The organism is Cellulomonas sp. URHD0024 (assembly GCF_000426185.1).
Lineage (GTDB): Bacteria > Actinomycetota > Actinomycetes > Actinomycetales > Cellulomonadaceae > Cellulomonas.
In genome coordinates, this window is the sequence record NZ_AUEW01000004.1 from 370,745 (window position 1) to 396,884 (window position 26,140).

Consider the following 26,140-nt stretch of genomic DNA (forward strand, 5'->3'; position numbering starts at 1 on the left):
GACCCCGTCGCCCGGCAGTGCGCGCGCCGTCGGCGCGCGCACTGCCGGGCGCGGCAGTACTACGGACCGGCGTCCACGGCCCGCGCACTGAGGACTGCGCACGGGACTGTGCGAGCAGGCCGGTACGGACGTCAGCTGGACCTCAGCTGACTGTGACGACGCGGGGCCACTCCCAGAGGTTCGATCCTTGAGAACCTCCGCCGACAACGGCAATCCCCTCGGCTGCCTCCACGAACCAGCCGGCGGTCTGCATGGTGCCGAACAGGTAGGACCGCACCGGTGAATCGCTCGTGCCAATGCTGACGAGACGGCCGGTCGAGCCGTCGGCGTAGGGCTGGCCGACGAGCACGCGGCCCTCGGTGATGTCGACATCGATCCCGAACGAGTCACCGGTGCCGTCGGGGGCGGTCAGGGGGCTCTGCTCGACCCAGGACGTCCCGGACCGGGTGAAGACCCGCACCTTGCCGGCAGCATCCGTGGGTCCGTAGCCGAAGGCGAGTGTGTCGCCCTCGACGGCGACCGTCCCGCCCAGCGGCGTGTACCGGACGTCGTCGCTCCACTGACCTTCCTCGGTCCACGTGCCGTCGCCGTCCCGGTGGTACACGTGGACGGCGTGCTGGGGGTTGGCTCCCCAGGACGACCCGACGGCCGCGACGTCGCCGCTGAGGTCGATGTCACCGGTCGCGTAGGTCCAGTAGTCGGTCCCGGACGAGCTCAGGTCCTGCGTGTGCGTCCAGCTCTGGCCGGTGCGCTGGTACACGCGGACCACGCGCGACATGGTGTAGTTCTCGTCCCGGACGGCGTCCGTGAACATCAACGTGTCACCGTCGATGGCCAGCTGGTAGCCGATGCCCCCGAACTCCCACGTGCTGCCTGACGCGGTGAACGTCTGCGTCCGCACCCAGGTGTTCCCGCTGCGGGTGTAGAGCCACAGCTCATACGGCCCCGGCTGGTACGCACCCGAGGTGACCAGGATCGTGTCGCCGGAGATGGCGACCTGCTGGCCTGCCGGGCTGTCCGCATCTCCACCGTCGAACGGTGTGACGCTGTCCAGCGTCCAGGCGCCGCCCGAGCGGCTGTACACACCGAAGTTGCCCTCGGTGTCCGTCACGACGATCGACGTGCCGTCGGTGGCGAACGCACGCGCCTTGCCGCTCCCGAACGGATCCAGGTCCATCGAGGCGGACACCTCGATGACGCTCGGGGTGCCGCCGCCGGTGCCGATGCCGCCGTCGCCGGGGTCGGTCCCACCGTCGCCGGGATCCGTCCCGCCGTCACCTGGGTCGGTCCCGCCGTCGCCGGGCGTGCCATCGCCGGGCGTGCCATCGCCGGGCGTGCCGTCGCCGGGCGTGCCGTCGCCGGGCGTGCCATCGCCTGGAGTTCCGTCGTCACCGTCGCCGGGGGTGGTCCAGCTGCCCGACTGGTAGGTCTCGTCACGCAGACCCCAGCGCCAGCTGACCAGCGGGACGTTCCAGCGCGCAGACAGCGAACCGATGTGCAGGATCTCGCCCAGGTCCACCTTGACGCCGACGCTGCCGGTGACGGCGACGGAGTCCTGCACCCGAACGGTGTGCTCGGCACTGTCGGACTCGATCTCGCGCTCGAAGCCAAGTGTTGCCATCGCGTAGGGCCCGAAGAACCCGTAGATGGCGATCGGGAGCTCGACGCCGACTCCTGCGCCGACCTTGAGGGTGGTGGCCGCGCTGATGTCGCTCAGGGAGAACTTCGACGATGCGTCGTGCTTGTTGATGGCCTTCCAGCCGTCTGCCTCGGTCCAGGCCACCCCGAGCGTGTTCGAGGAGCTGAACGTGAAGGTCCCCGTGACGGTGTCGCTCGCCGCGACGGTCGCGTAGATGCTGGGCGTCAGGGTGAAGACGATCATGACGGGCACCGGCCCGATCGGGAACATGGCGGTCCCGAGCTTGATGTCCGGGAAGTCGTGCGAGATCTCGAGCTCGGGCGTCGACCGCCTCACTGTTGCGGTGACCTTGAGGGACGTCTTGATCGTCTCGGCCACGGAGAACGACTTGAGCTCGGGCTGGAGCAACCCCCACGTCACGTGCCAGGCGATGTGGATCGACACGGAGAACGACGGCCGCACGGAGATCGAGGGCTTGACGTCGACCAGCCCGTCCCGGCTCGGCAGGTCAGGCCCGTTGAGCGTGAACCCGAGCGACGTGTCGTCGCCCGCCGACAGCAGACCCGCCAGGGCGGTCGGCGCGGAGAACCGACCCGTGACGGGCGGCGCCGGAGCTGCGTCAGGGACGACGACATACCCGCCGGTCAGCTCGGTCTCGACGGTCTCGACGTCGGCCCGCAGGATCGCGTCGGTCAACGCGGCCTGGGTCGTGTGGACCACCGAGGTGCTCCCGACGCGTTCGACGGCCTCGACCCGACGCAGCAGACCGTCCGGCGCGATCGGCGTGGCGCCGCTGGCCAGGATGTCGCCCGGGACGACCGGCGCGGGACCCTCGAAGGTCACGGTCGCCGGCTGGACGCTCGTCATCGCGTCGGCCTCGGCTGCCGTCAGGACGTGCGTCTCCGGTGCGATCACGGGCTCGTCCGCCGGGGCGGCGGTGATCGTGATCGCACGGGTGACGGTCGTGGTGCGACCAGCCCAGTCCGTCGCCTTCACCGCCAACGTGGCGCTGCCTTCGGGGGCGGGCGTGACGACCGTCCAGTGCTGCGCGCCCGAGCCTGAGCCGGTGATCTGGGCGGTGCCGACGACGTCGCCGCTCACGCTCACCGTGACGCTCTTGACGCCCGAACCGGCGTCCGAGACGGTCCCGGCGATCGTCAGCTCAGGGGAGTCCGCCTGGTTGATCGTGGCGTTCTGCGTCGGCGTCGTCACGGCCAGGGTCGGCGCGACGGTGTCCGCGGACGCCGCGACGGGGCCCGTCTGGTAGCCGGTGGCGGCGATCGCGGTGATCGTGCTGCCCGAGGGCGCGGCAAGGAACGTCTGACCGTTGCTGAGCGGTGCGAGCACGGTGAGGTTCGTCGTGGTCAGGGCGGGGACGAACGCACCCCCGGCACTACCGAGCAGCGCGCGGGCCGCGCTCGAGCCGGACAGCAGCAGCCCGGGCAGCACCCCGGCTCGGACCGTGACCTGCAGGACGGCGGCCTTGGCGGCCGTCGGGACGCCCGAGACCATCACAGTCCGGGTGCCGTTCGAGGCTGCCGTGCCGCTCAAGGACCGCGCGGGCATCGCGACCAGGCCGTCCGGCACGGGGCTGCGCGCGACGTCGGCGGACTGACCGGCAAGCCACCCGACCACAGCGATCCGCAGCCCAGCCGTGGTCGACCCGGCCAGGGTGTACGCGAACGAGCCGTCATCGTCCAGGGGGGCCAGGACCAGCGACGTCGACCATGTCGGGCCGTAGGCCACGCTCGGGGCACCCGTGAACGACACCGTTCCGCTGCCGGTGCCCTGGGTCTGCACCGACAGCCACACGGCCCGGGCGCCGTGGACCGGCACACCGGCCAGGCCCGCGACCGGGATCGTCGAGGTCACGCCGACAGGCGGGACCGTCCCGCCGGCGCCCGTCGCTTGGTCGACGACTGGACGGGTCGACGTCACCGTGGTCCCGCCGACGCCCACCGGGATGGAACCGTCGCCGGTGACGTATCCCACGACCGTGAGTGCGAGCCGCGCGGCCGACGAGGACCGCACGTAGACGCCCCGCGTCGCGTCGGTGGTCACCAAGGTGGTCGCCGACGAGACGCCGCGGGAGAACGAGACGGTCGACCCGGCAGGCTCGGTCCCGCCCCTGGGCCACACGGTGACCGTGCCGGCAGTCGTCGCGGTGAGGACGTCGACCTGGACCACGAGCGAACGGACGCCGCTCGGCACGGCGTTGCCCAGCGCCAGGGTCGCGTCGCGCCGCTCGCCCGTCGCGACCGCAGTCCCCAGGAGGCCGCCCCAGGCGAGGGTCGGGTCGACCTGCCGCCACGCACCCGGGGCTGACACCGGTGCGGCGGCGGCGGCCTGCCCCAGCGCCGAAGCACCTCCGGCCAGGGGTCCGACCAGGGTCACACTGACCGCAGCGACCGTGGCAACCACGAGACGGAGCATGCGGGGTCCGAACGCGTTCACGATGTCCTCCGACGACGAGCGAGTCGGGGAACGATCTACCCCCCGGCCGGGCGAATCGTGCCAACAGGACCGAGCCCTGCGTGGGCGTTCGGTCGCTCGTTCACCCGTCCGCGACGGACCTCACCCGGTCGGGCGCAGCTGCGGGCCCCACCGGGTTCGGCGTCGCCCGCACGCGGGCGTCAGTCCCCGATCCGTAGCGTGACCGTCGGCACCGCGGCCTCGTCCGCGGACAAGCGCCTCGCCCCCCGCGGCAGCTCGTCCCGCGAGGCTCGATGCCGACCCACGGCGGCCCGCACGCCGGCCGCCCCCATCCAGCTCTGGTCCGGTTCGCCGTCGGTGACGAGCGGGACGTGCAGCGCCCGGAGCGTCGGGTCGTCGGACCGCCAGCGGCTGACGTCGTCGTCGGGGCCCGTGACAAGGACCTCCTCCGACGCCCGCCCCTCGGCGTCGAGGCGTCGAGCGGCCGCCTTGCGGCCCCCCACGCCGTACTTGGCCTGCGACGCCTTCGCCACCGGCTCGAGCGCCCCGGACGAGCCCTCACGGGCGACGAGCTTGTAGACCATGCCGCACGTCGGCGCCCCGGACCCGGTCACCACCGAGGTCCCGACGCCGTAGCTGTCGACCGGAGCCACAGCGAGCGCAGCGATCGCGTACTCGTCCAGGTCCGACGTCACGACGATCTTGGTGGCCCGGGCGCCCGCAGCGTCGAGGCGGTGGCGGACCTCGTCGGCGAGAACACCGAGGTCGCCGGAGTCGAGGCGGACGGCTCCGAGGTCGGCCCCGGCGACTGCCAGGGCGTTGTCCACCCCGCGCTGCACGTCATAGGTGTCGACGAGCAACGTCGTCGCGACGCCCTGCGAGGCGACCTGAGCCTCGAAGGCCGCCCGCTCGTCGTCGTGCAGCAGCGTGAACGCATGCGCGGCTGTGCCGATCGTCGCCAGCCCGTACCGGCGCCCGGCCTCCAGGTTGGACGTCCCAGCGAATCCGGCGATGACGGCCGCGCGGCTCGCGGCGACGGCTGCCTCCTCGTGCGCGCGCCGTGAGCCCATCTCCAGGACCGGACGCTCGACCGCCGCGCTGGTCATCCGGGAGGCGGCCGAGGCGACCGCCGAGTCGAAGTTCAGGATCGAGAGCACCAGCGTCTCGAGGATGACCGCCTCGGCGAAGGTCCCCTCCACGACCAGGACGGGGGACGACGGGAAGAACGTCTCGCCCTCGGCGTACCCGACGATCGATCCCCCGAACCGGTAGCCGGCGAGGTAGTCGAGGGTCGCGTCGTCGACCACGCCCTCGTCGGCCAGGAAGTCGAGCTCCGCCGTGCCGAACCGGAACTGTTCGATCGCCTCCAGCACGCGCCCCGTCCCGGCCAGCACCGCGTACCGCCGCCCCGGCGGCAGCCGACGCGTGAACACCTCGAAGACGCAGCGTCGCCGCGCGGTCCCGTCGGCCAGGGCGGCCTGCAGCATGGTGAGCTCGTACCGGTCGGTCAGCAGCGCGGTGCTGGGGCCGGTGGGGGGCGCCGTACCCGGTGTCGTGCGTGGTGCCGTGCTCGGTGCCGTGCTCGGTGCCGTGCTCGGTCCGGTGCCCGGAGCGGTCGTCATGGCGCCAACGTAGGCAGCCGGGGACCCGAGTGCACGCCCGCCCGTACAGTTGGCCTGTGCCTGTGGAGACCCTTCCCGACCGGAGCGTCGAGGCGCAGGACGCGACGGTGGTCGCAGACCCGTGGGTGACGATCGTCTGGAACGATCCCGTCAACCTCATGAGCTATGTGACGTACGTGTTCGAGTCGTACTTCGGCTTCCCGCGGGCGAAGGCCGAGCGGCTGATGCGGCAGGTGCACGAACAGGGGCGGGCCGTGGTGTCCACCGGGTCCCTCGAGGCGATGGAGGTCGACGTGCAGGCGATGCACGAGTTCGGCCTCTGGGCCACGCTGCAGCGAAGCGGGCAGTGATGCGCGCGTTCCGGCGTCGCCGCGGCCTGTACGTCGCACGCCTGGACGACGACGAGCGCGGCGTGATCGCGGCCCTGGTGGCCGACGTCGTCGAGCTCCTCGGCGGGGGCCGGATCGACGAGGAGAGCGCCGACGATCCCGTGTCGGCCACGCGTGACGGGTCGCCCCGCCTCCAGCTCGAACCCGTCCCGCCGCCCAGCGACCCCGCGGTCAGGCGTCTGCTGCCCGACGCGTCGCGCGACGACCCGGAGGTCTCCGCCGAGTTCCGGCGCCTGACGGAGGACGACATCCGAGCGGGCAAGATCGCGCGTCTGAGCCGACTGTGGACCGCGCTCACGACGCCCAGCGAGGGTCAGCGTGCCGACGCCTTCGCTATCGAGCCCAGCGACGCGAAAGACGTCGCGGCGGCGCTGACCGACGTCCGGCTCGTGCTCGCCGAACGCCTCGACATCCGCACCGACGGCGAGGCCGAGCGCCTCTACGACCTGCTGCTCACCTCGCCCACGGCCGAGCTGGAGGAGCCGGTCTCGGACGGCCTCGATCCCGCGACGCGGCGCTACCTCGTCGCGGTCTACGGGGCGCTGAGCTGGCTGCAGGAGTCACTCGTCGAGGCCCTGCTCACCGACCTGCGCGCGTCCGGTGGCGGACACGACACCCCGCCCGGCCGGCCCCCGGCGGGGGAGCGTCCGCCGAGCGGATAGGCTCGACCGCGTGAACGACGCCCCCCTCGGGATCTTCGACTCCGGTGTCGGCGGGCTGACAGTGGCGCGGTCGATCCTGGACCAGCTGCCGCACGAGTCCACGATCTACATCGGCGACACGCTGAACACGCCGTACGGCAGCAAGCCGTTGGCCGCCGTCCGTGCGCACGCCCTCGAGGTGATGGACGACCTGGTGGACGCCGGCGTCAAGCTGCTGGTCATCGCGTGCAACACCGCGTCCTCGGCCATGCTGCGCGACGCGCGCGAGCGGTACACGCTGCGGCGCGGCATCCCCGTCGTCGAGGTGATCCTGCCCGCTGCCCGGCGTGCCGTCGCGGCCACCCGCACCGGTCGGATCGGTGTCATCGCCACCAAGTCGACGGTCGAGTCGAAGTCCTACGACGACGCCTTCGCCGTCGCGCCGGGGGTCCAGCTGACCACCCAGCCGTGCCCGCGGTTCGTCGAGCTCGTCGAGGCCGGCATCACCTCCGGTCCCGAGGTTCTCGCGCTGGCCCACGAGTACCTCGACCCGGTCCGAGTCGCAGGTGTCGACACGCTCGTGCTCGGCTGCACGCACTACCCGCTGCTCACGGGTGCCATCTCCTACGTCATGGGTGAGGACGTCACCCTGGTGTCGAGCGCAGAGGAGACCGCCAAGGACGTGTACCGCACGCTCGTGGCCCACGACCTCGAACGCGCCACCGACGCCGGTCCGCCGAACCACCGGTTCCTCGCCACGGGCGACCCGGCCGCGTTCCAGTCCCTGGCCCGACGGTTCCTGGGGCCCGAGGTCGAGGCCGTCGAATCCCGTGCGGCACTGCGATGAGCGGGCGCTGCGCTGAGCGGGGCGCGGCGACGAGCGGGGTGCTGCTGTGAGGCTGACCATCCTGGGCTGCGCCGGCTCCTTCCCCAGTGCGGACTCCGCCGCGTCCGGCTACCTCGTGCAGGCCGACGACGAGGACGGCCGGACGTGGTCCGTGGTCCTCGACCTGGGCAGCGGTGCTCTGGGCGCGCTCCAGAAGTACGGCGACGCCCGCAGGCTCGACGCGATCGGTGTGTCGCACCTGCACGTCGACCACGTGGCCGACGTGGCGGCGCTGCACGTGCTGCGCAAGTACGACCCGACCGGCGCCCTCCCCGCCGTTCCGTTGTTCGGTCCGGCCGGGACCGCGGACCGCGTTCTCCAGCTGAGCGGTTCCGAGCACCCGAGCGAGCAGTTCGACGTCGCGTCCTGGGAGGCAGGCGCCGCTGTCGTCGTCGGGCCGCTGACGCTGACGCCGATCCCCGTCGAGCACCCGGTTCCCGCCTTCGGTCTGCGCGTCACCGGTCCGAGCTCGCTGCCCGACGGTGGCACCGCGACGCTCTCCTACAGCGGTGACACCGACACGTGTCCCGGACTGGATGCCCTCGCCACCGACGTCGACCTCCTGCTCGTGGAGGCGGCGTACCTCGAGGGCCGGGACGACCACCTGCGTGGCATCCACCTGACGGGTCGCCGGGCCGGACAGGCCGCGGCCCGCGGGGGCGCCCGGCGGATGGTCCTGACCCACATCCCGGCCTGGAACGACCCCGCAGTGACGGAGGCCGAGGCGCGTGCCGTGTACGACGGCCCGATCGCGCTGGCCTACCCGGGCGCGGTGTACGTCGTCTGACCCGGGACTCGCGACCAGCGGCCCGCCGCTCGGGACTCGGGACCTGGGACTCGGAACCGGGACTCGGGACTCGGGCGCGCGCCGCCACACCGGAGCTCCAGGATCGGAGGCTCCGGACACGCTCGGCCCCTGTCGGACGGCCCGGTTAGGCTCCTGCGCATGACGTCTGCGACCTCCGCCTCCACCGTGCCCGCCGTCCGCGCCGACGGCCGGGCCCCCGATCAGCTCCGTCCGGTCACCCTGACCCGCGGGTTCCTGGCGGCGGGCGAGGGCAGCGTGCTCGTCGAGTTCGGTGGCACCAAGGTCCTCTGCGTGGCCTCGTTCACGCCGGGTGTGCCGCGCTGGAAGAAGGGGTCCGGCGAGGGCTGGGTCACGGCCGAGTACTCGATGCTCCCGCGTGCGACGTCCAGCCGTTCCGACCGCGAGTCGGTCAAGGGGCGGATCGGCGGCCGCACCCACGAGATCTCGCGACTGATCGGGCGCTCGCTGCGCGCGATCATCGACGTCTCTGCGCTCGGCGAGAACACGATCGTGCTCGACTGCGATGTCCTCCAGGCTGACGGCGGCACGCGCACCGCCTCGATCACGGGTGCCTACGTGGCGTTGGCCGACGCCGTCGCGTGGGCTGTCGCCCAGGGCCACATCTCGAAGAGCAAGGTGGTCCTGCGGGACTCGGTCGCGGCGGTGAGCGTCGGAATCGTCGACGGCCTGCCGGTCCTCGACCTGCCATACGTCGAGGACGTCCGCGCGGAGACCGACATGAACGTCGTCGTCACCGGTTCCGGCACGTTCGTCGAGGTGCAGGGCACGGCCGAGCACGCTCCGTTCGACCGCGCCGAGCTGGACGCGCTGCTGGACCTCGCGGTCGCCGGGTCGGCGCAGCTCACCGCACTGCAGGTCGCAGCTCTCGCTCAGGCGCCGGGAGACGGTTCGGCCACGCGCGCGAACCGATGAGCGGCGTGCGGCTCGTTCTGGCCACCCACAACGCGCACAAGGTCGGCGAGCTGCGTGCCATCCTCGCGCCGGTGCTGCCCGGGCTCGACCCGGCGTCGGTGGTCGGCGCGCGTGACGTCGGTGCGCCCGAGCCGGTCGAGGACGGCGTGACGTTCGCGGACAACGCCCTCCTCAAGGCCCGCGCGCTCGCGTCGTTCACCGGCCTGCCCGCGGTGGCCGACGACTCCGGTCTGAGCGTCGACATCCTCGGCGGCGCACCGGGAATCTTCTCTGCGCGCTGGGCAGGGCGGCACGGCGACGACCGTGCCAACCTCGACCTCCTGCTCGCGCAGCTGGCAGACATCGCCCCCGAGCACCGGGGAGCGCGGTTCGTCTGCGCCGCCGCGCTGGTCACTCCGGACGGCTTCGAGCACGTCGAGATCGGCACTCTCGAGGGAGCGCTCGCGCTCGCACCGCGCGGCTCGTACGGGTTCGGGTACGACCCGATCCTCGTGCCGTCCGGGGACACCCGGACCTGTGCGGAGCTGACGCCGGAGGAGAAGAACGCGATCAGCCATCGCGGGACCGCGTTCCGGGCCCTGGTGCCGACGCTGGTCCGCGTGCTGGGCGGATGAGCCTCACGCATGTCTGAGGGCGGTGTCGTCGGCGGGCTCGGCCCGGCTCCCCGGGCGGGGCGGCTGGGCACGGCTTCCCAGGCGGGCGAGCTCGGCCCGGCTTCCCAGGCAGGTGAGCTCGGCCCGGCTGCCTCGGCCGGTGCCGTGCAGCTCGTCGCCGAGTCGGTGACGTACGGCTACGCCGGCCACGCGGTGCTCGACGCGGTCGACCTCGTCGTCGGACCGGGGGACCGGGTGGGGGTGGTCGGGGAGAACGGCGCGGGCAAGACGACGCTGCTGCGGGTTCTGGCTGGTTCCCTGGAGCCGCAGGCGGGACGCGTGCGTCGGGTCGGCTCGGTCGCCGTGGTCGACCAGGAGCTGACCGTCCCGCCCGCCGCGACCGTAGGCACGTTCGTCTCGGAGGCGTTGGCCGGTGCGCGCGCGGCCTCGGCCGATCTCGAGGCCGTGATCGCGTCGTTCGACCACGAGCGCGGTGACCTGGGCCGGCTGACGGACGCGGTGGCACGGTACGAGCAGCTGGCCGGCTGGGACGCCGACCGACGCGTGGACGAGGCGCTGACCCGGTTCGGTGCCCCTCGTGACCCAGGGCTGCTTCTCGACGAGCTGAGCGTGGGGGAGCGCTACCGGGTGCGGCTGGCGTGCCGGATCGCAGAGCGCGCGGACGTGCTGCTGCTCGACGAGCCGACCAACCACCTCGACGCGGCGGGGATCGAGTACCTGACGGGGCAGCTGCGTGACTGGCCGGGCGCGATCGTCATCGTGACCCACGACCGTCGCCTGCTGGACGACGTGATGACGGCGATCCTCGATCTCGACCCGTCGATGGACGGTCGGCCGGCGCTGTACGGGGCCACCCGGTACTCCGACTACCGGTTCCTCAAGAGCCAGATGGTGCGTCGCTGGCGAAGCCGCTACCGGGCCGAGCGCAAACGTGCCGTCGCGCTGGCCGAACGGCTCGACTCGACGTACGAGAACCTCTCCGACGAGTGGCGACCGCCCAAGGGGTCGCAGACGCACCGCCGAGCGACCCGGGCGCGCGGCCACGTCAAGGCCGCCGACCGGCTCATCCAGAAGCTCGAGCAGGAGTCCGTCCAGGTCCCGACGCCGCCGCTCGAGCTGACCTTCCCCGACCTGCCCTCGCTCCCGCCCGATCCGCGGCCGGGTCCGCTGCTCGAGCTGCGGGCGCCCCGCATCGGGTCGCGGCTCGACCTGCCCGGCGTGCGTGTCGAGGTGCCGGCGTGCGGTCGGCTGCTCGTCACGGGCCCGAACGGGTCGGGCAAGTCGACGCTGCTCGCGGCACTGGCAGGAACGCTCGAGATGGACCGAGGCGTGCGGAGCATCGCACCCGGCGTCCGGCTGGGCGTGCTCGCGCAGGAGGGCCCGACGGAGCACGCGACGGCCGCGGCGCAGCGCGCCTACGTCGCTGGCCCGCCCGAGGAGCTCACCGGGTTCGAGGCGTACGCGCGCCATGCGCTGACCCTGTTGGAGGCGGGCGCCCTCGACCCTGCGCGACTGGTTCCCGTTGCGGCCCAGGGGCTGCTGACCGAGGAGGACCTGGAGCGCCCGCTGCGAGAGCTGTCGGTAGGTCAGCGCCGCCGGTTCGACCTCGCGTGCGCCTTGCTGGCCGCGCCGCACGTCCTCATCTTCGACGAGCCGACGAACCACCTGTCCGTCGGGCTCGTCGACGAGCTCACGGCTGCACTGCGGGTCACGTCGGCCGCCGTCGTCGTCGCGACCCACGACCGCCGTCTCCGAGCGGACCTGTCCGACTGGCCCGAGCTCACCCTCGGCTGAGGCCACGGAACGGCGGGAAGGCCACGGGCAGACCACGGCGGGCAGACCACGCAACGCAGACCACGGCGGGCAGGCCACGGCTGTTCCCTACAGGCTACTTACTCCCGGCCGCTCACTGGAGGCGCCCGACGTGAGCCATCGCCTGCCGGAGCAAGACGCTCTGCCCGCCGTGCATCTCGACCTGGTTCTGCTCGGCGCACGCCTCCTCAGGCGTCATCCACGCGAGGTCGATCGCATTCTGCTGCGGTCGGCAGTCGCCCAGCACCGGCACCACGTAGGCCAGCGACACCGCGTGCTGGCGCGGGTCGTGGTACGGCGTGACACCCGGGGTCGGGAAGTACTCGGCGACCGTGAACGGCTGTGGCGACGCGGGGATCTGCGGCAGGGCGACGGGCCCGAGGTCCTTCTCGATGTGCCGCACGAGGGCATCACGCACCCGCTCGTGGTACATCACCCGTCCCGACACCAGTGCGCGGGACATCACGCCCTCGGAGGTGACCCGCAGCAGCAGACCGACGGAGATCACGTCCCCGGAGTCGTCCACCCGCACGGGGATCGCGTCGACGTACAGGATCGGCAGCTGCGAGCGGACGCGGGTGATGTCGTCGGCGCTCAACCAGCCGGAGGGGCGTTCGGGTTCCCGGGGGAACTCGGCGGAAGCAGTCACGCCCCATGTCTACCCCGCGGGCGGCCGCCGGGGCCTGTCGGCGCGCTGCGCTCGCTCTCGTGAGGTGTGCATCACGTCCGGCCCGGGGAATAGTCCACGGCGGCGAGACGCTCTACCACTCGGTATACGAGGAGTGGAGGGAAACGTCATGGCGACTATCGAGGTCACCGATTCGACGATCGGCCCGACGATCCGGGACAACGGGATCGTCCTGATCGACTTCTGGGCCGAGTGGTGTGGTCCGTGCAAGCGGTTCGGTCCCGTGTTCGAGGCATCGTCCGAGGAGCACCCGGACATCGTGCACGCGAAGGTCGACACCGAGGCTGAGCAGGAGCTCGCCATGCAGCTCCAGATCTTCTCGATCCCGACGCTGATGGGTTTCCGCGACGGCATCCAGGTGTTCAGCCAGGCTGGGGCCCTGCCTGCACCGATGCTGGAGCAGGTCGTCCAGGGCATCAAGGCGCTCGACATGGACGAGGTCCGAGCGGCGATAGCCGCGAAGGCGAACGCCTGATCTGAGCCGACACCGAAGGCCGGTCGCTCCCGACGGAGCGACCGGCCTTCGTCGTTCCTGCCTGCGTGCGGGCTGCCCGCTCTGCACGCCTCCTCGCGAGCCGAACCATGGCTTCGGAGCGTTCGCTGAGTCCAGCTGTGGGGTGCGGGAGACGGGAGTCGAACCCGCACGCCCTCTCGGGCACCAGGACCTAAACCTGGCGTGGCTGCCATTTCACCACTCCCGCGACGGGCCCGAGGGCCCGAGCATCACGCCACCTTGAGGTCCTTGCGTAGCTTCGCGACGTGCCCGGTGGCCTTGACGTTGTACTGCGCCAGCTCGACGCGGCCCTCGGGGTCGACGACGACCGTCGAGCGGATCACGCCCGTCACCGTCTTGCCGTACAGCGACTTCTCACCCCAGGCGCCCCAACCCTCCAGCACCGACCGATCGGGGTCCGAGGCCAGCGGGAACGTCAGGTGCTCGGCCTCGACGAACTTCTCGAGGGCCGGCAGGTCGTCGGGGGAGATGCCGACCACCGCGTAGCCGGCCGCCTGCAGCGACGCCAGGTTGTCGCGGAAGTCGCACGCCTGTGTGGTGCAGCCCGGGGTCATGGCCGCCGGGTAGAAGTAGACGATCACGTGGCGGCCCCGCAGGTCCGACAGTGTGACGCTGCCTCCGTCGGCGGTCGTGAGCGTGAAGTCGGGCGCGATGTCGCCGACGGCGAGGCGGGGCACGGTGTCTCCTGGTGACGGGCGGTGGATGCGTCGTCATCGTACGACGGACGAAGACAGCAGGTCCGACGGCCTCGACGGGCCGGACCCGGCTCGACCGGGTGCTCCGCGCGGCGCCTTGCCGGAGGCGCGACGTGGTGGTGCCATGAGGGATCGAAACACCACCGACCGCGGAGGAGGTCACGATGAGCGAGGACGACGCCCAGCCGTCGGTGCAGGCGACCGATGCCGACGACACGACGCAGCCGGTGAAGGACCTCCTCGCCGAGCACGTGCCTCTGGCGCTGCTGGTAGACCTGGTCGCGCCGGAGTCGACGTCGGCCGAGATCCTCGAGTCCGAGGGTCTGCCCGAGGTCGCCTGGTGGGAGCCGGAGGAGGGTTCCGCGCCCACCGACGATCCGGAACCGTGACGGTCGTCACGACCGAAGGGTCCGATTGGCAGTTCGGGCGACTCGCCTGGTAACTTTCTCTCCGCGCGCCATTAGCTCAATTGGCAGAGCAGCTGACTCTTAATCAGCGGGTTCGGGGTTCGAGTCCCTGATGGCGCACCACACGTGACCAGCGGCCTCATCCTTCGGATGGGGCCGCTCGGTCGTTCGCGGGGGATCGCCAGAGGCGCGAGCGCCCGCCAGCCGCGCACGGCGGTCGCGGCACCCGGCATCGGGCCGGCGGGCGACGGTGGCGCCGCCCGCCGGGGGCTCTCAGGAAGCCAGGGCGCCGTCGCTCGAGAGCACCAGCCCGATCGCGGCGTCGCCCTTGAGCACGGCTTGGCCGATGAGCCCGAAGTCGTAGGACTTGAAGTCCGCGAACTGCAGGCCGTACTTGTCCTCGAGCCCGGGCTGGCAGAACGGACGCTCGGGGCATTCGGCGGGCCCGGCCAGCACCAGGCCGCCGCAAGTCGCGGCCAGGTCGCTGAGCGTCTTCACGCCGTGCGCCTCGGCGAACTTGTCGGTCACGGCGAACGCGTTCTGGTCCTGCGCCGCGGAGGCGGTCCCGACGGTGAGGCCTGCGGCCTCGGCGAGGGGCTTGAGCGCCGCGACCGTGGCGTCGACGTCCCCGGAGGCGACCGACGGTGCATCCGCCCCGTTGGCCTTCGCGTTGAGGAAGTCGGCGAGCGTGGCCGCGTACTCGGGCACGGCCGCCAGGGTGCCGTCCTGGAGCGCGGGCAGGTAGGTCTCCCGGTTGCCGATCGTCTGAACGGTCGCCTTGAAGCCGGCCGTACGCAGGACCTCCGCGTAGATCTCGGCGAGCGTCGAGCTCTCCGAGAAGTTCGCGGCGCCGACCGTCAGCGAGGTTCCCGCTCCTGCCGCGGAGTCCGGCGCGGCGAGCTTCTCTTTCGTCACGAACTCCTTGGCCACCTCGCTCGACGTGCGCCGGTCGATGTCGACCGCCTTGTTCAGCTGGATCAGCGTGTCCGTGTCGAGGGCGGCCGAGACCGTGTCGAGGGTCTTGACGAGGGCCGGGTTGGCGTCTGCGGCCGCCTTGTTCACGGCCGGGATGATGTTGTCGGCGTTCTGCAGACCCTTGTCGTCCGTGAGGACGACGAGCTTGTCGCCGGCCACCGGGTCGCACGCGGCGATGGCGGTGGCGCCGGGCGCCGTGGTCTCGGCCTTGCCTCCACCGGATCCGGGCGACCCGCAGGCGCCGAGCACCAGGGTGGCTGCGGCGACCAGAGTCAGGACGGCTGTGCGGGATGCTCGCATGGTGCTCTCCTCGGGCTGTTGGGCGGGGAGGGAAGGTTCCCGGAGGCGGCGGTGGTGCCGTCGCCGATGAGTCAGGAGGATGGGCTGGGCCCATTCGATCCGCTGGTGACGGGCTCGGCAACCGGTGAGGATCGGCCCGGCCGGCTCCGCGTGCGGCCTGTGGACGTCTCGCGGGCGAGCGAGCGCAGCCCGGCCGGGGTGGACAGGTGCTGCACGAGGGCCAGGAGGCCCTCGACGATCAGGCACAGCGCGGCGACCAGCAGGCCGCCGGCAAGCACCTGACCGTAGTTCTCCGTGCCGAAGCCCGCGACGACGATGGAGCCGAGGCTGCGACCGCCGACCAGGGCCGCGAGCGGCACGGTGGCGACCACCTGCACCGACGCGGTGCGCAGGCCGGCGGCGATCAGCGGGATCGCGAGCGGGACCTCGACCGCCCAGAGGCTTCGCGCACCGGACATCCCGACCCCCCGTGCGGCGTCGCGCACGTCGGCGTCGACGTCACCGAGCCCGGTCACCGTGTTGGTCAGCAGCGGTGGGACGGCGAAGACCGCGCAGGCCAGCACGGTCGCGGTGTTGCCGAAGAGCCCGCTCGCAGCCAGCAGCGTGAGCAGGGCGAGCGTCGGCAGCGCTCGTGTGGTGTTCGCGACGACGACGCCGATCTTCGCGCCGCGTCGGCGATGCCCGAGCCACAGGGCCAGGGGCATGGACACGACCGCGGCGAGCAGCACGGCGAGCGCGGAGACGATGACATGGGCCTTGGTGAGGGCGAGGACGCCGTTGCGACCGGTCCAGTTGAGGGGGTCGTTCAACCACGCCAGAGCGTCCTGGAAGACGTTCATGTCACACCGGACTCTCGACGCGGGACCACGGCGTCAGTCGGCGGCCGACTCCGGCCAGGACCAGGTCGAGGACGAGGGCGAGCAGGAGGCACAAGACCGTCGCAGTCATGATCTCCGCGTGGTAGTTGCTCCGGAACCCCCGGAACATCAGCTGCCCGAGGCCCCCGTAGCCCACGACGACGCCTACGGTCACGAGGGCCACGGTGGTCACGGTCGCCAGGCGCAGACCCGCGACGATGCTCGGAAGTGCCTGCGGGAACTCCACGGAGACCAGCAACCGGCCGCGCCCGTATCCCATTCCGCGAGCAGCGTCGAGGACGGCAGGATCCACGCCCTGCAGCCCGACGAGCACGTTGCGGGTGAGCACCAGGAGCGCGTAGGAGACGAGCCCGATGAGCACCGTCGTGCGCTTGATGCCCGTGTACGGCGCGAGGATCGCGAACAGGGCGAGTGACGGGATCGTGTACAGGACGCCGGCCACGCCCAGCACCGGTCCGGCCAGCCTCGGGCGAAGGTGCGCGAGCGCGGCGAGCGGCAGCGCGAGCACGAACGCGATCGCCACGGCCTCGAGCGTCAGCGAGATGTGCTGCTCGAGGGCGTGCGCGATGTCAGCGCTGTTGCGCTCGACGTACTGCCAGGAGAACCACGGGTTGGGTGGTGCCTCGCGCAGAAGCATGGTCAGAACCCTAGGGGGACGCACTGACACGCGCACCAGGCACTCGGCCAGCTCTGCGCGCCGGAGGCCCGTCCGACAGTGCGGGTGGCACACGCACCGACTAGCGTCCCAGAGGTGGCCGACGAACCCGCGATCAGCTTCGAGCACGTGCGCAAGGTGTACTCGGCGCGCACGCAGGACGCCAGGGACGCGTCCGCGGTCGACGACCTGACCCTCGCGGTCCGGCCGCACGAGGTGCTCGTCCTGGTCGGTCCGTCGGGCTGCGGCAAGTCGACGACGCTCCGGATGGCGAACCGGCTCGTCGAGCCCACGTCGGGGCGGATCCTGCTGGAGGGCGAGGACGTCACGCGCGTGGACCCGGTGAAGCTCCGGCGACGGATGGGCTACGTGATCCAGAACGTCGGGCTGTTCCCGCACCGGACGGTCGCGCAGAACGTCGCGACGGTCCCCGGTCTGCTCGGGTGGGACCGCAAGCGCACGGCGGCGCGCGTCGAGGAGCTGCTCGACCTGGTCGGCCTGCCCCCCCAGAGGTACGCGCGCCGCTACCCGCACGAGCTGTCCGGTGGTGAGCGTCAGCGGGTCGGGGTCGCGCGCGCCCTGGCCACCGACCCGCCCGTGCTGCTCATGGACGAGCCGTTCGGTGCGGTCGACCCGGTCGGCAGACGGCACCTGCAGGCGGAGTTCGCGCGCATCCAGCGAGCCCTCGGGATCACGGTGATCCTGGTGACCCACGACATCGACGAGGCGGTGCGGATGGCGGACCGCGTGGCGGTGCTGAGCACGGGCGCGCACATCGAGCAGCTGGCCGCGCCGCTCGACGTCGTGGCGCGTCCGGCGTCCGCCGCAGTCTCCGACCTGGTCGGGCGCGGGCGCACGGCCCGGCTGCTCGCGCTCGGTCGCCTCGAGCTCGCGGATCTCGCCCCCGTGGCGGGCGACGTGCACGGGGAGCCGGTCACGGTCGGCACGGAGCTGGGCGACGTCCTGCACGCATTCGTCGGTGCGACGCAGACCGTGCCGGTCGTGGACGCGACGGGCACGGTCGTCGGCAGTGCGACCCCCGCGACGGTCGTCCGGGCGCTCGACCGGGTGACCTCCGGCCAGCCAGACGAGACGCAGGTCACTGACCTCACCGACGCCCCCGTCGGTACAGTGCGCTCGTGACGCCCACCACCGCCCGCCTCGCCCTCGCCACCTGTGCCGAGCTGCCCGATCTCGACCCGGACGACCACGCACTGCGTGACGCGCTCGCCGAGCGAGGGGTCGCGATCGAGGCGGTCGTCTGGGACGACCCGACGATCGACTGGGGCACGTACACGCACGTGCTGATCCGTTCGACGTGGGACTACACCGAGCGGCCGGCGCAGTTCGCCGACTGGACCCGCCGGGTGGAGCGGACGAGCACGCTGCTCAACCCCGCCACCGTCGTCGGCTGGAACATCGACAAGCAGTACCTGCGGGACCTGGAGAACGCTGGTCTGCCGATCGTGCCGACCATCTGGCTCGACCCGGAGCGCAACTTCGACTCCCGCGCCATCCACACCCGGTTCCCGGCCTTCGGCGACTTCGTCATCAAGCCCACCGTCAGCGCCGGCTCCCGCGACACGGGCCGGTACAACGCGGGCGTCACCCAGCAGCGGTCCATGGCGATCACCCACGCGAAGAACCTGCTCGGCGTCGGCCGGCGGGTGATGATCCAGCGCTACCTGCGCAACGTCGACACGACCGGCGAGACCGGGCTCGTCTACGTCGACGGTGAGTTCAGCCACTCGGTGCGCAAGAACGCCCTTCTTGAGGGGCCCTACCGCGTGGGGCTCGCGGACGAGCTGTACCGCCAGGAGATCATGACCGCGCGAGAGGCGAACGACGCAGAGCGCGAACTGGCCGACCGGGTCGTCGCGGCACTGCCGGATGTCATCCCCGGCGTCGACGGGCCGCTCCTGTACACGCGCGTCGACCTGATCCCCGATGACGACGGCACCCCCGTGGTCCTCGAGGTCGAGCTGACCGAGCCGTCGTTGTTCTTCGCGCACGCAGAGGGTTCGGTGCAGCGGTTCGCCGACGCCGTCGCGGCGCGTCTCTGAGCCGCAGCCGGCGGCCCATGGACGGGCGCGGGACCGATGCCAGAAGTCGGCGACCCCTCAGGTACACTTCTCGACGCCCCGGCGTACGCGTCGGGGGATCGTGGTGGCTATAGCTCAGGTGGTAGAGCACCTGGTTGTGGTCCAGGGGGTCGCGGGTTCAAGTCCCGTTAGCCACCCCATCGCGTCGGGCGTCGACCATCCGTGGTCGGCGCCCGTCGCCGTTCCCGCCTGAGCGTGCGCAAGGCGCGGGGGTCACCCCTCGGACAGCAGTGCACCCTTGACGGACGTCGCGACGACCTCGGCGGCAATCCGCTTCGCTGCTGCGGAGTCAGGTCCCGGCTGCGCGGGCAGCAGCGCCGCGCGGTAGTACCGGAGCTCGTCGATGCTCTCGAGGATGTCGGCCAGCGCGCGGTGACCGCCGTTCTTGCGCGGCGACGCGAAGTAGACGCGTGGGTACCAGCGGCGTGCGAGCTCCTTGATCGAGGAGACGTCGATGACCCGGTAGTGCAGGTGGTCGACCAGCTCGGGCATGTCGCGGTCGAGGAACGACTTGTCCGTGCCCACCGAGTTGCCTGCCAAGGGCGCCTTGCCTGGTTCCGGCACCCACTCGCGGATGTAGGCGAGCACCTGCTGCTCGGCGTCGGCCAACGTGGTGCCACCGGCGAGCTCGTCGAGGAGGCCGGACGTCGTGTGCATCGCGCGGACGAAGTCGTTCATCTGCACGAGCGACTCGGCCGGCGGGGCGATGATGACGTCGATGCCCTCGCCGAGGACGGTCAGCTCGGAGTCCGTGACCACCGCGGCGACCTCGACGAGCGCGTCGGCCCCCAGGTCGAGGCCTGTCATCTCGCAGTCGATCCAGACGATGCGGTCGGCGCTCTCATGGCCGGTGGGTGCGGGTGCGGGAGTCGGCGTGCTGCTCACGCTGGTCAGCCTAGGGGTCACGGCGGTGCAATGCGTCCGGGCGCGACCGCGCTAGCGTCGCGTCATGACTGGTGGCGACATCGACTCGCGACGCTCCCGGACGCTCGTGTGGACGGTGCTGCCAGGGCTCGTGCTCGTCGGGCTGGGTCTGTCGGTGTTCTTCGCGGTGCTGGACGCCGTGCGCGAGCACGACGACCTCTGGGACCTCGACCAGCCGGTCCTCGACTGGCTCGTGGCGCACCGGACCCCGGCCTGGACCGCGGTGCTGGCGACGATCACGTTCGTCACGGGTCCGTTCGTCCTGCCGATCGGCGTCGGCGTCGGGTGCCTTATCTGGGCGCGTGTCCGCCGCGAACGATGGCGCCCGGTCCTGCTCGCCGCCACCATGGTCGCCTCGACGCTCCTCGGGCTCACGGTCAAGGGGCTGGTCGACCGGCCACGCCCGCCGAGCGAGACGATGCTGATCCCCGGCGCCGAGCTCACCGCGTCGTTCCCGTCCGGGCACACGCTCGGCACGGCGACCCTGCTGCTGGTGGCCGGCTACCTCGTGTGCAGCCGCCGGCCCACGCCGGGCCTCCTCGTCGCCTGGGGTGCCGCGACCGTCGTCGGGACCGTGCTCGTGGCGCTGAGCCGCCTGTACCTGGGCTACCACTTCCTCACGGACGTGGTGGCCTCCGTGGCGCTCGCGGTGGCCGTGCTCGGGGTGGTGTCGATCGTCGACCGCTGGCACACAGGACGAGTCCCCTAGGGACGATGGTGCTCGTTCCCGGGGACGGTCGAGGCCAACCAGGCCGCCGCAGGCACCAGGACCGCGACGACCGCCGCGATCCAGAGGGACGACGACCACGGTGTACCCGCCCAGTGCAGGACCACGAGGATGCCCACGCCTGCCGCGATGCCGAGCAGGACGCGCTCGGCCCAGATCACCAGGTGGCCTGTCGCCGTGACGGGTTCGGGACCCGGTTCCGGCTCAGGTCCGGCCGAGGCGTGCCGTCCCATCAGCGGGACGTTCCGGGGTTCTCGACGAGCATGGCGTCATCGTGGCACGACGAGCCGGGTCAGACGCGGCAGGGCGCGGACCGTGGTCCGGTCCGCGCCCTGGTCGGGTGCTCGTGCGAGGTTCAGCGAGCGCTGACTGCGCCGGCGAAGAACGCCGACTGACCGACGGCCCGCCACGGATCAGGAGGTCGCCGCGTGTTCTCGGACGGTTGTCTCTCGGCGCGGGCTGCTTCGACGACGCGCTCCTGGTGGGAGCGGGCGAGGCGCTGACCGTACTGCTGACGGTGGAGCTCGAACGTGCTGGTGGGATGCACAGGAATCTCCTCTGGACATGGCTCGGCCAGGGCGGTTGCCCGGGTCGATGTGGTGGTGTGGGGCTACTCGATCACGCGTGCGTGGTGTGAGTCACGCCCTTTTTGGGGGTTCTGAGAACCCGTTGTCGACGTCCGGCCGTTGGCGAGATCTCGACGAACCTGGACACTCCGCCACCTGGTGTCCGGGCGTTCCCGGGACGACCCTCAGGGCATGACCACCGCCGTGCGGCCCACCAGCCCCCCTGTCGCGGCCGGCCGGATCGGGGTGGTGCTCGGCTCGGCCCTGTACGTCGCCGCGGTGCTCGGCACCGGGATCCTGCTCCTGCCGACGCTCGCCGTTCGGGCGGCCGGGCCGGCGTCGCTGCTGGCCGTGGCCGCCGTCCTCACGGTGTCCGTCCCGCTCGCCTCGGCGTTCGCCGCGCTCGCGACGCGGCACCCGGACTCCGGCGGTGTCGCCACCTACGTCCGGCTCGCCCTCGGGCCGACACCTGCGCGGGCGACGGGCTACTGGTTCTTCTTCGGCGTGTGCGTCGGGGCGCCGGTCGTCGCGCTCGTCGGTGCGCAGTACGTCGTCGCGATGCTGGGTGGGTCGCAGGGCCAGGTGTACCTGGTCGGCGCGGTCCTGCTCCTGCCGCCGCTCGTCACCAACGCCGTCGGGCTGCGACTGAGCGGTCCCGTGCAGCTCGTGCTCACGGGCCTGCTGGTGATCCTCGTGGTGCTCGTCGTGCTCGCGTCGTTGCCGTCGTCGGAACCTGCCGCCCTGCGGCCGTTCCTGCCGCACGGCTGGTCCGGGGTCGGTGCCGCCGCGAGCCTGTTCGTCTGGGCCTTCGCGGGCTGGGAGGCGGTGACGCACCTCGCGGGGGAGTTCCGGGACCCCCGGCGGACCATCCCGCGCGCCACGGCGATCGCCCTGGTGGTCGTCGGTGCCGCGTACCTGGCCTTGCAGTACGTCGCCGTGACAGCGCTGGACGGCTCGGTGTCCGACGTCCCGCTGATGGACCTCGTCGACGTCGGCCTGCCCGGTGCCGGGCGTGTCGCGGTGGCGCTCGTCGCGGGCATCGTGACGCTCGGGGTGCTCGGTGCGTACTTCGGTGCGTTCGCCAAGCTCGGGGCCTCGCTGGGCCGGGACGGCGACCTGCCGCGCTGGATCGCCGACGGCGCGCAACCCGGTGGCGTGCCACGTCGGGCGCTGCTCGTCGTCGCGGCACTCTCGTTCGCGTACTTCGCACTCGTGGTGGCCGTGGGCGGCGACCTCGAACCGTTCGTGCTCGTGCACACGAGCTGCATGGTCGGCGTGTACGCGCTCGGGTCGGCGGCCGCCGTCCGGCTGCTCGAGCGCGGCAGCGCCGGCTGGTGGTGCGGGATGGTCGCGTGCGGGCTCGCGCTGGTCCTGGCCGCGCTGGCGGGGTGGCACCTGCTGGTGCCCCTGGGGCTCGCGATCGTGGCGGTCGTCGTCGGCCGGGTCCGGTCCGCTCGGCACGGCCACGGCCACGCGCACGGGTCCGGGCAGGGCACCGGCACCGGGGTGGGTGACCGGTGGGAGGAGGCGGGGGAGACCACTGGGTGAGAAGGCCGGGGCGCGCGTCGTCCGGTCCGGGTAGGTTCGTCCCGCCAACGCAGGGGAGCTCGGGACAGCCGGGCTGAGAGGACGTGCCGCGACACCGCAGGGTGCCAGCGCAGGTCGACCCGAGAACCTGAACTGGGTAATGCCAGCGGAGGGATGCGCCACCGAGCGCGGCGTGGGCGGTCTCCTGGCCGCGACCAGGCCTCCGTCGTCGTCGCCCCGGTACGGGTCGACCTGTCGCTGCGTACCCCGTTCCGACCTCACCGGAGGAACATCGTGCTCGCACAGATCCAGGTCTCACCCCGCCCGAGCGGCACCGACGACGACCGGTACGCCTACGTCGACGCCGCCATCGCGGTCATCCAGCAGTCCGGGCTCGTCTACGAGGTCGGCGCGATGGGCACGACGATCCAGGGCACCCCCGACCAGCTGTGGCCGCTGCTGCGCGCCGTCCACGAGGCGACGGTGCTGGCCGGTGCTGCGGGCGTCTCGAGCGTCATCAAGGTCGGCCAGGGCAAGGACGACGACGGGCCGACGATCCAGGACCTCGTCGGCAAGTTCCGGGCCTGAGAGGTGCTCCGTTGGCGACGGGTGCTCGCGCCGACGGTGGCCGCAATGCTGCTGCTCGTCGGCTGGGAGGTCGGCGTGCGCGTGTCCGGCCTTCCGGCGTTCGTGCTGCCGGCGCCGTCCGAGGTGGCGCGCACGGCCGTCGACGTCGCACCCCTGCTCGGCCCTGACATCGTCACGACGCTGACGGAGGCGAGCCTCGGGCTCCTCGTGGGCGCCGTCGTCGGGCTGCTGCTCGCCGTGCTCATCGGCGCGTTCCCGCTCGTCTCCGACACCCTCTACCCGCTGGTCACGCTCACCCAGACCATCCCGACGGTCGTGCTGGCGCCGCTGCTCATCCTGTGGGCGGGGTTCGGGCTGCTGCCCAAGGTCGTGCTCGTCGCGCTGACGGCCTTCTTCCCGGTCCTCGTCGCCGCGGTGACCGCGATGGCCGCCGTCGACGCCGAGCACGCGGAGATGGTCGCCGGCCTGGGCGGCACCCGGCGGCACCAGTTCTGGCTGGTGCAGCTCCCCGCGTCCGTGCCCGGCGCGCTCGGCGGACTGCGCGTCGCCGCGACCTACGCGATCGGGGCCGCGGTCGTCGCGGAGTACCTCGCTGGGCAGAGCGGTCTCGGCGTCTTCATCCAGCGCTCCCGCAAGGGCTACGAGGTGGACCAGATCCTCGTCGCCGTCGCTCTGGTCTCCGTGCTCACCGGCGCGCTCTTCCTGCTCGTCGACGGCCTCGCCCGCATCGCCACGCCGTGGCAGCGCACCACCACCCCCACCTCTCGTCCGGGAAGGACCACTCCGTGAACGCCCGCCTGCTCGCCACGTGCGCAAGCCTCGCGCTGCTCGCCGCCTGCTCGACAGCACAGTCCAGCGAACCCTCGTCGGACCTTCGACCCGTGTCCGTCGTCCTGGACTGGACGCCCAACACCAACCACTCGGGCCTTTATCTCGCTCAGGCGCGCGGCTACTTCGCCGACGAGGGGCTCGACGTGACGATCGTGCAGCCCGGCGACACCTCGGGCCTGCAGCTGCTCGCCGCGGGGAAGGCCGACTTCGCCTACTCCGTGGCCGAGGGGCTGGTGCCGGCCCGGGAGCAGGGCGCCGAGGTCGTCTCGGTGGCGGCCGTCATCCAGCACAACACCTCCAGCCTGATCTCCCTGGCGTCGTCGGGGCTGAGTCGGCCACGCGACCTCGTGGGCCACTCCTACGGGTCCTACGGCTCGGACCTCGAAGAGGCCCTGATCCGCAGGCTCGTCGCGTGCGACGGTGGCGACCCGGCCGCCGTGACGATGCCACCGCTCGCCAGCGACGACTTCCGCATCGGCCTCACGGAGCACCAGTTCGACGCCGCGTGGGTGTTCGACGGGTGGGACACCATCAGGCTGCGGGACATCGACGGGCTGGACGTCTCGACGATGCCCTTCATCGACCACACCGACTGCATCCCCGACTGGTACACCCCGCTCGTCGCGACGTCCCAGAAGCACATCGACGACGACCCCACGACGGTCCGCGAGTTCGTCGCCGCCCTGACCCACGGGTACCAGGACGCGATCGTCGACCCGCAGGCCGCTGCCGAGGCCATCCACCAGGCCGCCCCCGAGGTCGACGGGGACCTGCTGGACCGCAGCGCGACCTGGCTGGCGCCCCGCTACACCGACGCCCCGGAGCGGTGGGGTCTGCAGGAGGCGACGGTCTGGGACGGCTTCGTGGGCTTCCTGCAGGACAACAAGCTCGCCGAGCCGACGTTCGACACGGACGCCGCGTGGACCAATGACTTCCTCCCCGGACACTGACGCCGCGGTCGTCGTGGCACCCGCGATCGAGGTCGCCGGGCTGTCCGTCACGTTCACCGCCGGTGGTCGGCGCCCCGAGCCGGTCGTGGCGCTCCGGGACGTCGACCTGCGGGTCGACGCAGGGGAGTTCGTCGCCGTCGTCGGCCCGTCGGGCTGCGGAAAGTCCACGCTGCTGCGGGTCCTTGCCGGGTTGACGCCGTCGGGTGCCACCGTCGGCGGGACAGCCACGGTCCCGACCGGATCGTCGGCGTGGATGCCGCAGCGCGACGGGTTGCTCCCGTGGCGGCGTGCACTTGCGAACGCCCTGGTCGGTGCCCGGATCGCGGGGATCGACCGGACGTCGGCCCTGGCGCGAGCCCGGGAGCTGTTCGACGAGTTCGGGCTGTCCGGGTTCGAGCGGTCCTGGCCGCACGAGCTCTCGGGCGGCATGCGCCAGCGGCTCGCGCTGCTGCGGACGTGCCTGCCGGGCCGGCCGGTGCTGCTGCTCGACGAGCCCTTCGGGGCGCTCGATGCCCTCACGCGGCGGCGGATGAACACCTGGCTGGCCGGGCTCGACCTCGTGGGTCATGGGCGCCCGCACGCGCGCACCGTCGTGCTGGTCACGCACGACGTCGACGAGGCGCTGCTCCTGGCCGACCGCGTGGTGGTGCTGTCCGACCGGCCCGGTCGCGTGGTGCTCGACCTGCGCGTCCGCAGCGGTGACCACGACCGAGCGCGACGGACTCTCCTGGCGGCGCTCGACCCGCAGACGGCGCTGTCACGGCCCGAGCGCGCAAGGGGCGCCGCGCCGACGGTCCCATGACGTCCCTGACCTGCACGTTTGCGCGTGGCGTCGCACGCATTTCTTGGTGGTGCGAGCGACGCCCTGCTTCGGTAACGTCGATGCGTTCGTTTTCATCGATGAGTCCAGTCGGCCCAACAGGGCACCGGTGGACTCCATGCGTGCGTGGCTCTCGCCAGGATGCTGATCGCGTGGTGAGTGCCGGACAGCACCCTCGGAACGCTCGTCGACGACGACGCCGGCGGGATCCGCTGT

At 72.1% G+C, this 26,140-nt stretch carries 27 protein-coding genes, 3 tRNA genes and 1 riboswitch; of the genes, 19 read left to right on the forward strand and 11 right to left on the reverse strand.

Features of this window, described 5'->3' with window-relative positions:
* Nucleotides 1-142: 142 nt before the first annotated feature.
* Both I847_RS25455 and I847_RS0106895 read right to left on the reverse strand, forming a co-directional pair.
* Nucleotides 143-4,072 carry a hypothetical protein gene (locus I847_RS25455; protein ID WP_155856042.1) on the reverse strand — a complete coding sequence of 1,310 codons (3,930 nt, stop codon included), beginning with the start codon at nt 4,070-4,072 and terminating at the stop codon, nt 143-145.
* Nucleotides 4,073-4,272: 200 nt separating this feature from the next.
* Nucleotides 4,273-5,694 (reverse strand): nicotinate phosphoribosyltransferase, encoded by a 1,422-nt coding sequence (locus I847_RS0106895; RefSeq protein WP_081680563.1) that lies wholly within the window; start codon nt 5,692-5,694, stop codon nt 4,273-4,275.
* 56 nt (nt 5,695-5,750) lie between these two features.
* On the opposite strand from I847_RS0106895, the gene clpS reads away from it, so the two are divergent.
* The 7 genes from clpS (at nt 5,751) to I847_RS0106930 (ending at nt 11,759) form a co-directional block, all read left to right on the forward strand.
* On the forward strand, nt 5,751-6,044 hold the full coding sequence (gene clpS, locus I847_RS0106900) for an ATP-dependent Clp protease adapter ClpS (RefSeq protein ID WP_028049120.1): 294 nt from the start codon (nt 5,751-5,753) through the stop codon (nt 6,042-6,044).
* Entirely contained in the window at nt 6,044-6,745 is a 702-nt protein-coding gene (locus I847_RS22355) for a DUF2017 domain-containing protein (protein ID WP_081680567.1), read from the forward strand. Before clpS ends, I847_RS22355 begins: the two co-directional genes overlap by 1 nt.
* Before the next feature lie 10 nt (nt 6,746-6,755).
* A complete protein-coding gene (gene murI, locus I847_RS0106910; RefSeq protein ID WP_028049121.1) occupies nt 6,756-7,571 on the forward strand; it encodes a glutamate racemase in 816 nt (271 codons plus the stop codon).
* Nucleotides 7,572-7,617: 46 nt separating this feature from the next.
* Nucleotides 7,618-8,397: an MBL fold metallo-hydrolase gene (locus I847_RS0106915; protein ID WP_028049122.1), complete on the forward strand. Its 780-nt coding sequence runs from the start codon at nt 7,618-7,620 to the stop codon at nt 8,395-8,397.
* A 159-nt stretch (nt 8,398-8,556) separates the two neighbouring features.
* Nucleotides 8,557-9,351 carry a ribonuclease PH gene (rph, locus tag I847_RS0106920; protein ID WP_028049123.1) on the forward strand — a complete coding sequence of 265 codons (795 nt, stop codon included), beginning with the start codon at nt 8,557-8,559 and terminating at the stop codon, nt 9,349-9,351.
* Nucleotides 9,348-9,965, forward strand: a complete 618-nt coding sequence (gene rdgB / locus I847_RS0106925) for an RdgB/HAM1 family non-canonical purine NTP pyrophosphatase (RefSeq protein ID WP_028049124.1) — start codon at nt 9,348-9,350, stop codon at nt 9,963-9,965. Before rph ends, rdgB begins: the two co-directional genes overlap by 4 nt.
* Before the next feature lie 144 nt (nt 9,966-10,109).
* Nucleotides 10,110-11,759, forward strand: a complete 1,650-nt coding sequence (locus I847_RS0106930) for an ABC-F family ATP-binding cassette domain-containing protein (protein ID WP_028049125.1) — start codon at nt 10,110-10,112, stop codon at nt 11,757-11,759.
* A 112-nt stretch (nt 11,760-11,871) separates the two neighbouring features.
* On the opposite strand, the gene I847_RS0106935 is transcribed toward I847_RS0106930, so the two are convergent.
* The gene (locus I847_RS0106935) at nt 11,872-12,426 is read right to left on the reverse strand and encodes an NUDIX hydrolase family protein (RefSeq protein WP_028049126.1); all 555 of its coding nucleotides are present in this window, start codon (nt 12,424-12,426) and stop codon (nt 11,872-11,874) included.
* A gap of 148 nt (nt 12,427-12,574) precedes the next feature.
* Between I847_RS0106935 and I847_RS0106940 the strand changes: the two genes are divergently transcribed.
* On the forward strand, nt 12,575-12,940 hold the full coding sequence (locus I847_RS0106940) for a co-chaperone YbbN (RefSeq protein WP_028049127.1): 366 nt from the start codon (nt 12,575-12,577) through the stop codon (nt 12,938-12,940).
* A 143-nt stretch (nt 12,941-13,083) separates the two neighbouring features.
* Here the strand turns inward: I847_RS0106940 and I847_RS0106945 are convergent.
* Nucleotides 13,084-13,166 (reverse strand) — tRNA-Leu (locus tag I847_RS0106945).
* Nucleotides 13,167-13,188: 22 nt separating this feature from the next.
* Nucleotides 13,189-13,656, reverse strand: coding sequence for a thioredoxin-dependent thiol peroxidase (bcp, locus tag I847_RS0106950; RefSeq protein WP_028049128.1), 468 nt, complete (start codon nt 13,654-13,656; stop codon nt 13,189-13,191).
* Between the two features lie 182 nt (nt 13,657-13,838).
* On the opposite strand from bcp, the gene I847_RS0106955 reads away from it, so the two are divergent.
* A complete protein-coding gene (locus tag I847_RS0106955) occupies nt 13,839-14,063 on the forward strand; it encodes a hypothetical protein (RefSeq protein WP_028049129.1) in 225 nt (74 codons plus the stop codon).
* A gap of 65 nt (nt 14,064-14,128) precedes the next feature.
* A tRNA-Lys gene (locus I847_RS0106960) sits at nt 14,129-14,204 on the forward strand.
* A 150-nt stretch (nt 14,205-14,354) separates the two neighbouring features.
* Here I847_RS0106960 and I847_RS0106965 read toward each other — a convergent pair.
* From I847_RS0106965 to I847_RS0106975, 3 genes are all read right to left on the reverse strand, one after another.
* Entirely contained in the window at nt 14,355-15,356 is a 1,002-nt protein-coding gene (locus I847_RS0106965) for a glycine betaine ABC transporter substrate-binding protein (RefSeq protein WP_028049130.1), read from the reverse strand.
* A 71-nt stretch (nt 15,357-15,427) separates the two neighbouring features.
* Nucleotides 15,428-16,195 (reverse strand): ABC transporter permease, encoded by a 768-nt coding sequence (locus tag I847_RS0106970; protein WP_028049131.1) that lies wholly within the window; start codon nt 16,193-16,195, stop codon nt 15,428-15,430.
* Between the two features lies 1 nt (nt 16,196).
* Nucleotides 16,197-16,871: an ABC transporter permease gene (locus I847_RS0106975; protein WP_028049132.1), complete on the reverse strand. Its 675-nt coding sequence runs from the start codon at nt 16,869-16,871 to the stop codon at nt 16,197-16,199.
* Nucleotides 16,872-16,985: 114 nt separating this feature from the next.
* Here I847_RS0106975 and I847_RS22360 point away from each other — a divergent pair, with 114 nt between their 5' ends.
* From I847_RS22360 to I847_RS0106990, 3 genes are all read left to right on the forward strand, one after another.
* Nucleotides 16,986-18,032, forward strand: coding sequence for an ABC transporter ATP-binding protein (locus I847_RS22360; protein ID WP_081680571.1), 1,047 nt, complete (start codon nt 16,986-16,988; stop codon nt 18,030-18,032).
* On the forward strand, nt 18,029-18,952 hold the full coding sequence (locus I847_RS0106985; RefSeq protein WP_028049133.1) for a RimK family alpha-L-glutamate ligase: 924 nt from the start codon (nt 18,029-18,031) through the stop codon (nt 18,950-18,952). The genes I847_RS22360 and I847_RS0106985 overlap by 4 nt, the downstream gene beginning before the upstream one ends.
* A gap of 103 nt (nt 18,953-19,055) precedes the next feature.
* Nucleotides 19,056-19,131 (forward strand) — tRNA-His (locus tag I847_RS0106990).
* A 73-nt stretch (nt 19,132-19,204) separates the two neighbouring features.
* Here I847_RS0106990 and orn read toward each other — a convergent pair.
* Entirely contained in the window at nt 19,205-19,876 is a 672-nt protein-coding gene (orn, locus tag I847_RS0106995; protein WP_034609338.1) for an oligoribonuclease, read from the reverse strand.
* 64 nt (nt 19,877-19,940) lie between these two features.
* On the opposite strand from orn, the gene I847_RS0107000 reads away from it, so the two are divergent.
* Nucleotides 19,941-20,624 (forward strand): phosphatase PAP2 family protein, encoded by a 684-nt coding sequence (locus I847_RS0107000; protein ID WP_028049135.1) that lies wholly within the window; start codon nt 19,941-19,943, stop codon nt 20,622-20,624.
* On the opposite strand, the gene I847_RS0107005 is transcribed toward I847_RS0107000, so the two are convergent.
* Nucleotides 20,621-20,875, reverse strand: a complete 255-nt coding sequence (locus I847_RS0107005; protein ID WP_028049136.1) for a hypothetical protein — start codon at nt 20,873-20,875, stop codon at nt 20,621-20,623. The two genes, I847_RS0107000 and I847_RS0107005, sit on opposite strands and share 4 nt — an antisense overlap.
* 122 nt (nt 20,876-20,997) lie before the next feature.
* Nucleotides 20,998-21,189: a hypothetical protein gene (locus I847_RS22365; RefSeq protein ID WP_034609340.1), complete on the reverse strand. Its 192-nt coding sequence runs from the start codon at nt 21,187-21,189 to the stop codon at nt 20,998-21,000.
* Between the two features lie 211 nt (nt 21,190-21,400).
* Here I847_RS22365 and I847_RS22370 point away from each other — a divergent pair, with 211 nt between their 5' ends.
* The 5 genes from I847_RS22370 (at nt 21,401) to I847_RS22380 (ending at nt 25,906) form a co-directional block, all read left to right on the forward strand.
* Nucleotides 21,401-22,756 (forward strand): APC family permease, encoded by a 1,356-nt coding sequence (locus tag I847_RS22370; protein WP_081680573.1) that lies wholly within the window; start codon nt 21,401-21,403, stop codon nt 22,754-22,756.
* 48 nt (nt 22,757-22,804) lie between these two features.
* Nucleotides 22,805-22,914: riboswitch (TPP riboswitch) on the forward strand.
* 115 nt (nt 22,915-23,029) lie between these two features.
* Nucleotides 23,030-23,323, forward strand: coding sequence for a thiamine-binding protein (locus I847_RS0107020; RefSeq protein WP_028049137.1), 294 nt, complete (start codon nt 23,030-23,032; stop codon nt 23,321-23,323).
* A 45-nt stretch (nt 23,324-23,368) separates the two neighbouring features.
* Entirely contained in the window at nt 23,369-24,112 is a 744-nt protein-coding gene (locus I847_RS22375) for an ABC transporter permease (RefSeq protein ID WP_081680607.1), read from the forward strand.
* Nucleotides 24,109-25,104: an ABC transporter substrate-binding protein gene (locus I847_RS0107030; RefSeq protein ID WP_028049138.1), complete on the forward strand. Its 996-nt coding sequence runs from the start codon at nt 24,109-24,111 to the stop codon at nt 25,102-25,104. The genes I847_RS22375 and I847_RS0107030 overlap by 4 nt, the downstream gene beginning before the upstream one ends.
* Entirely contained in the window at nt 25,082-25,906 is an 825-nt protein-coding gene (locus I847_RS22380; protein ID WP_051274545.1) for an ABC transporter ATP-binding protein, read from the forward strand. The genes I847_RS0107030 and I847_RS22380 overlap by 23 nt, the downstream gene beginning before the upstream one ends.
* The last annotated feature ends 234 nt before the right edge of the window (nt 25,907-26,140 follow it).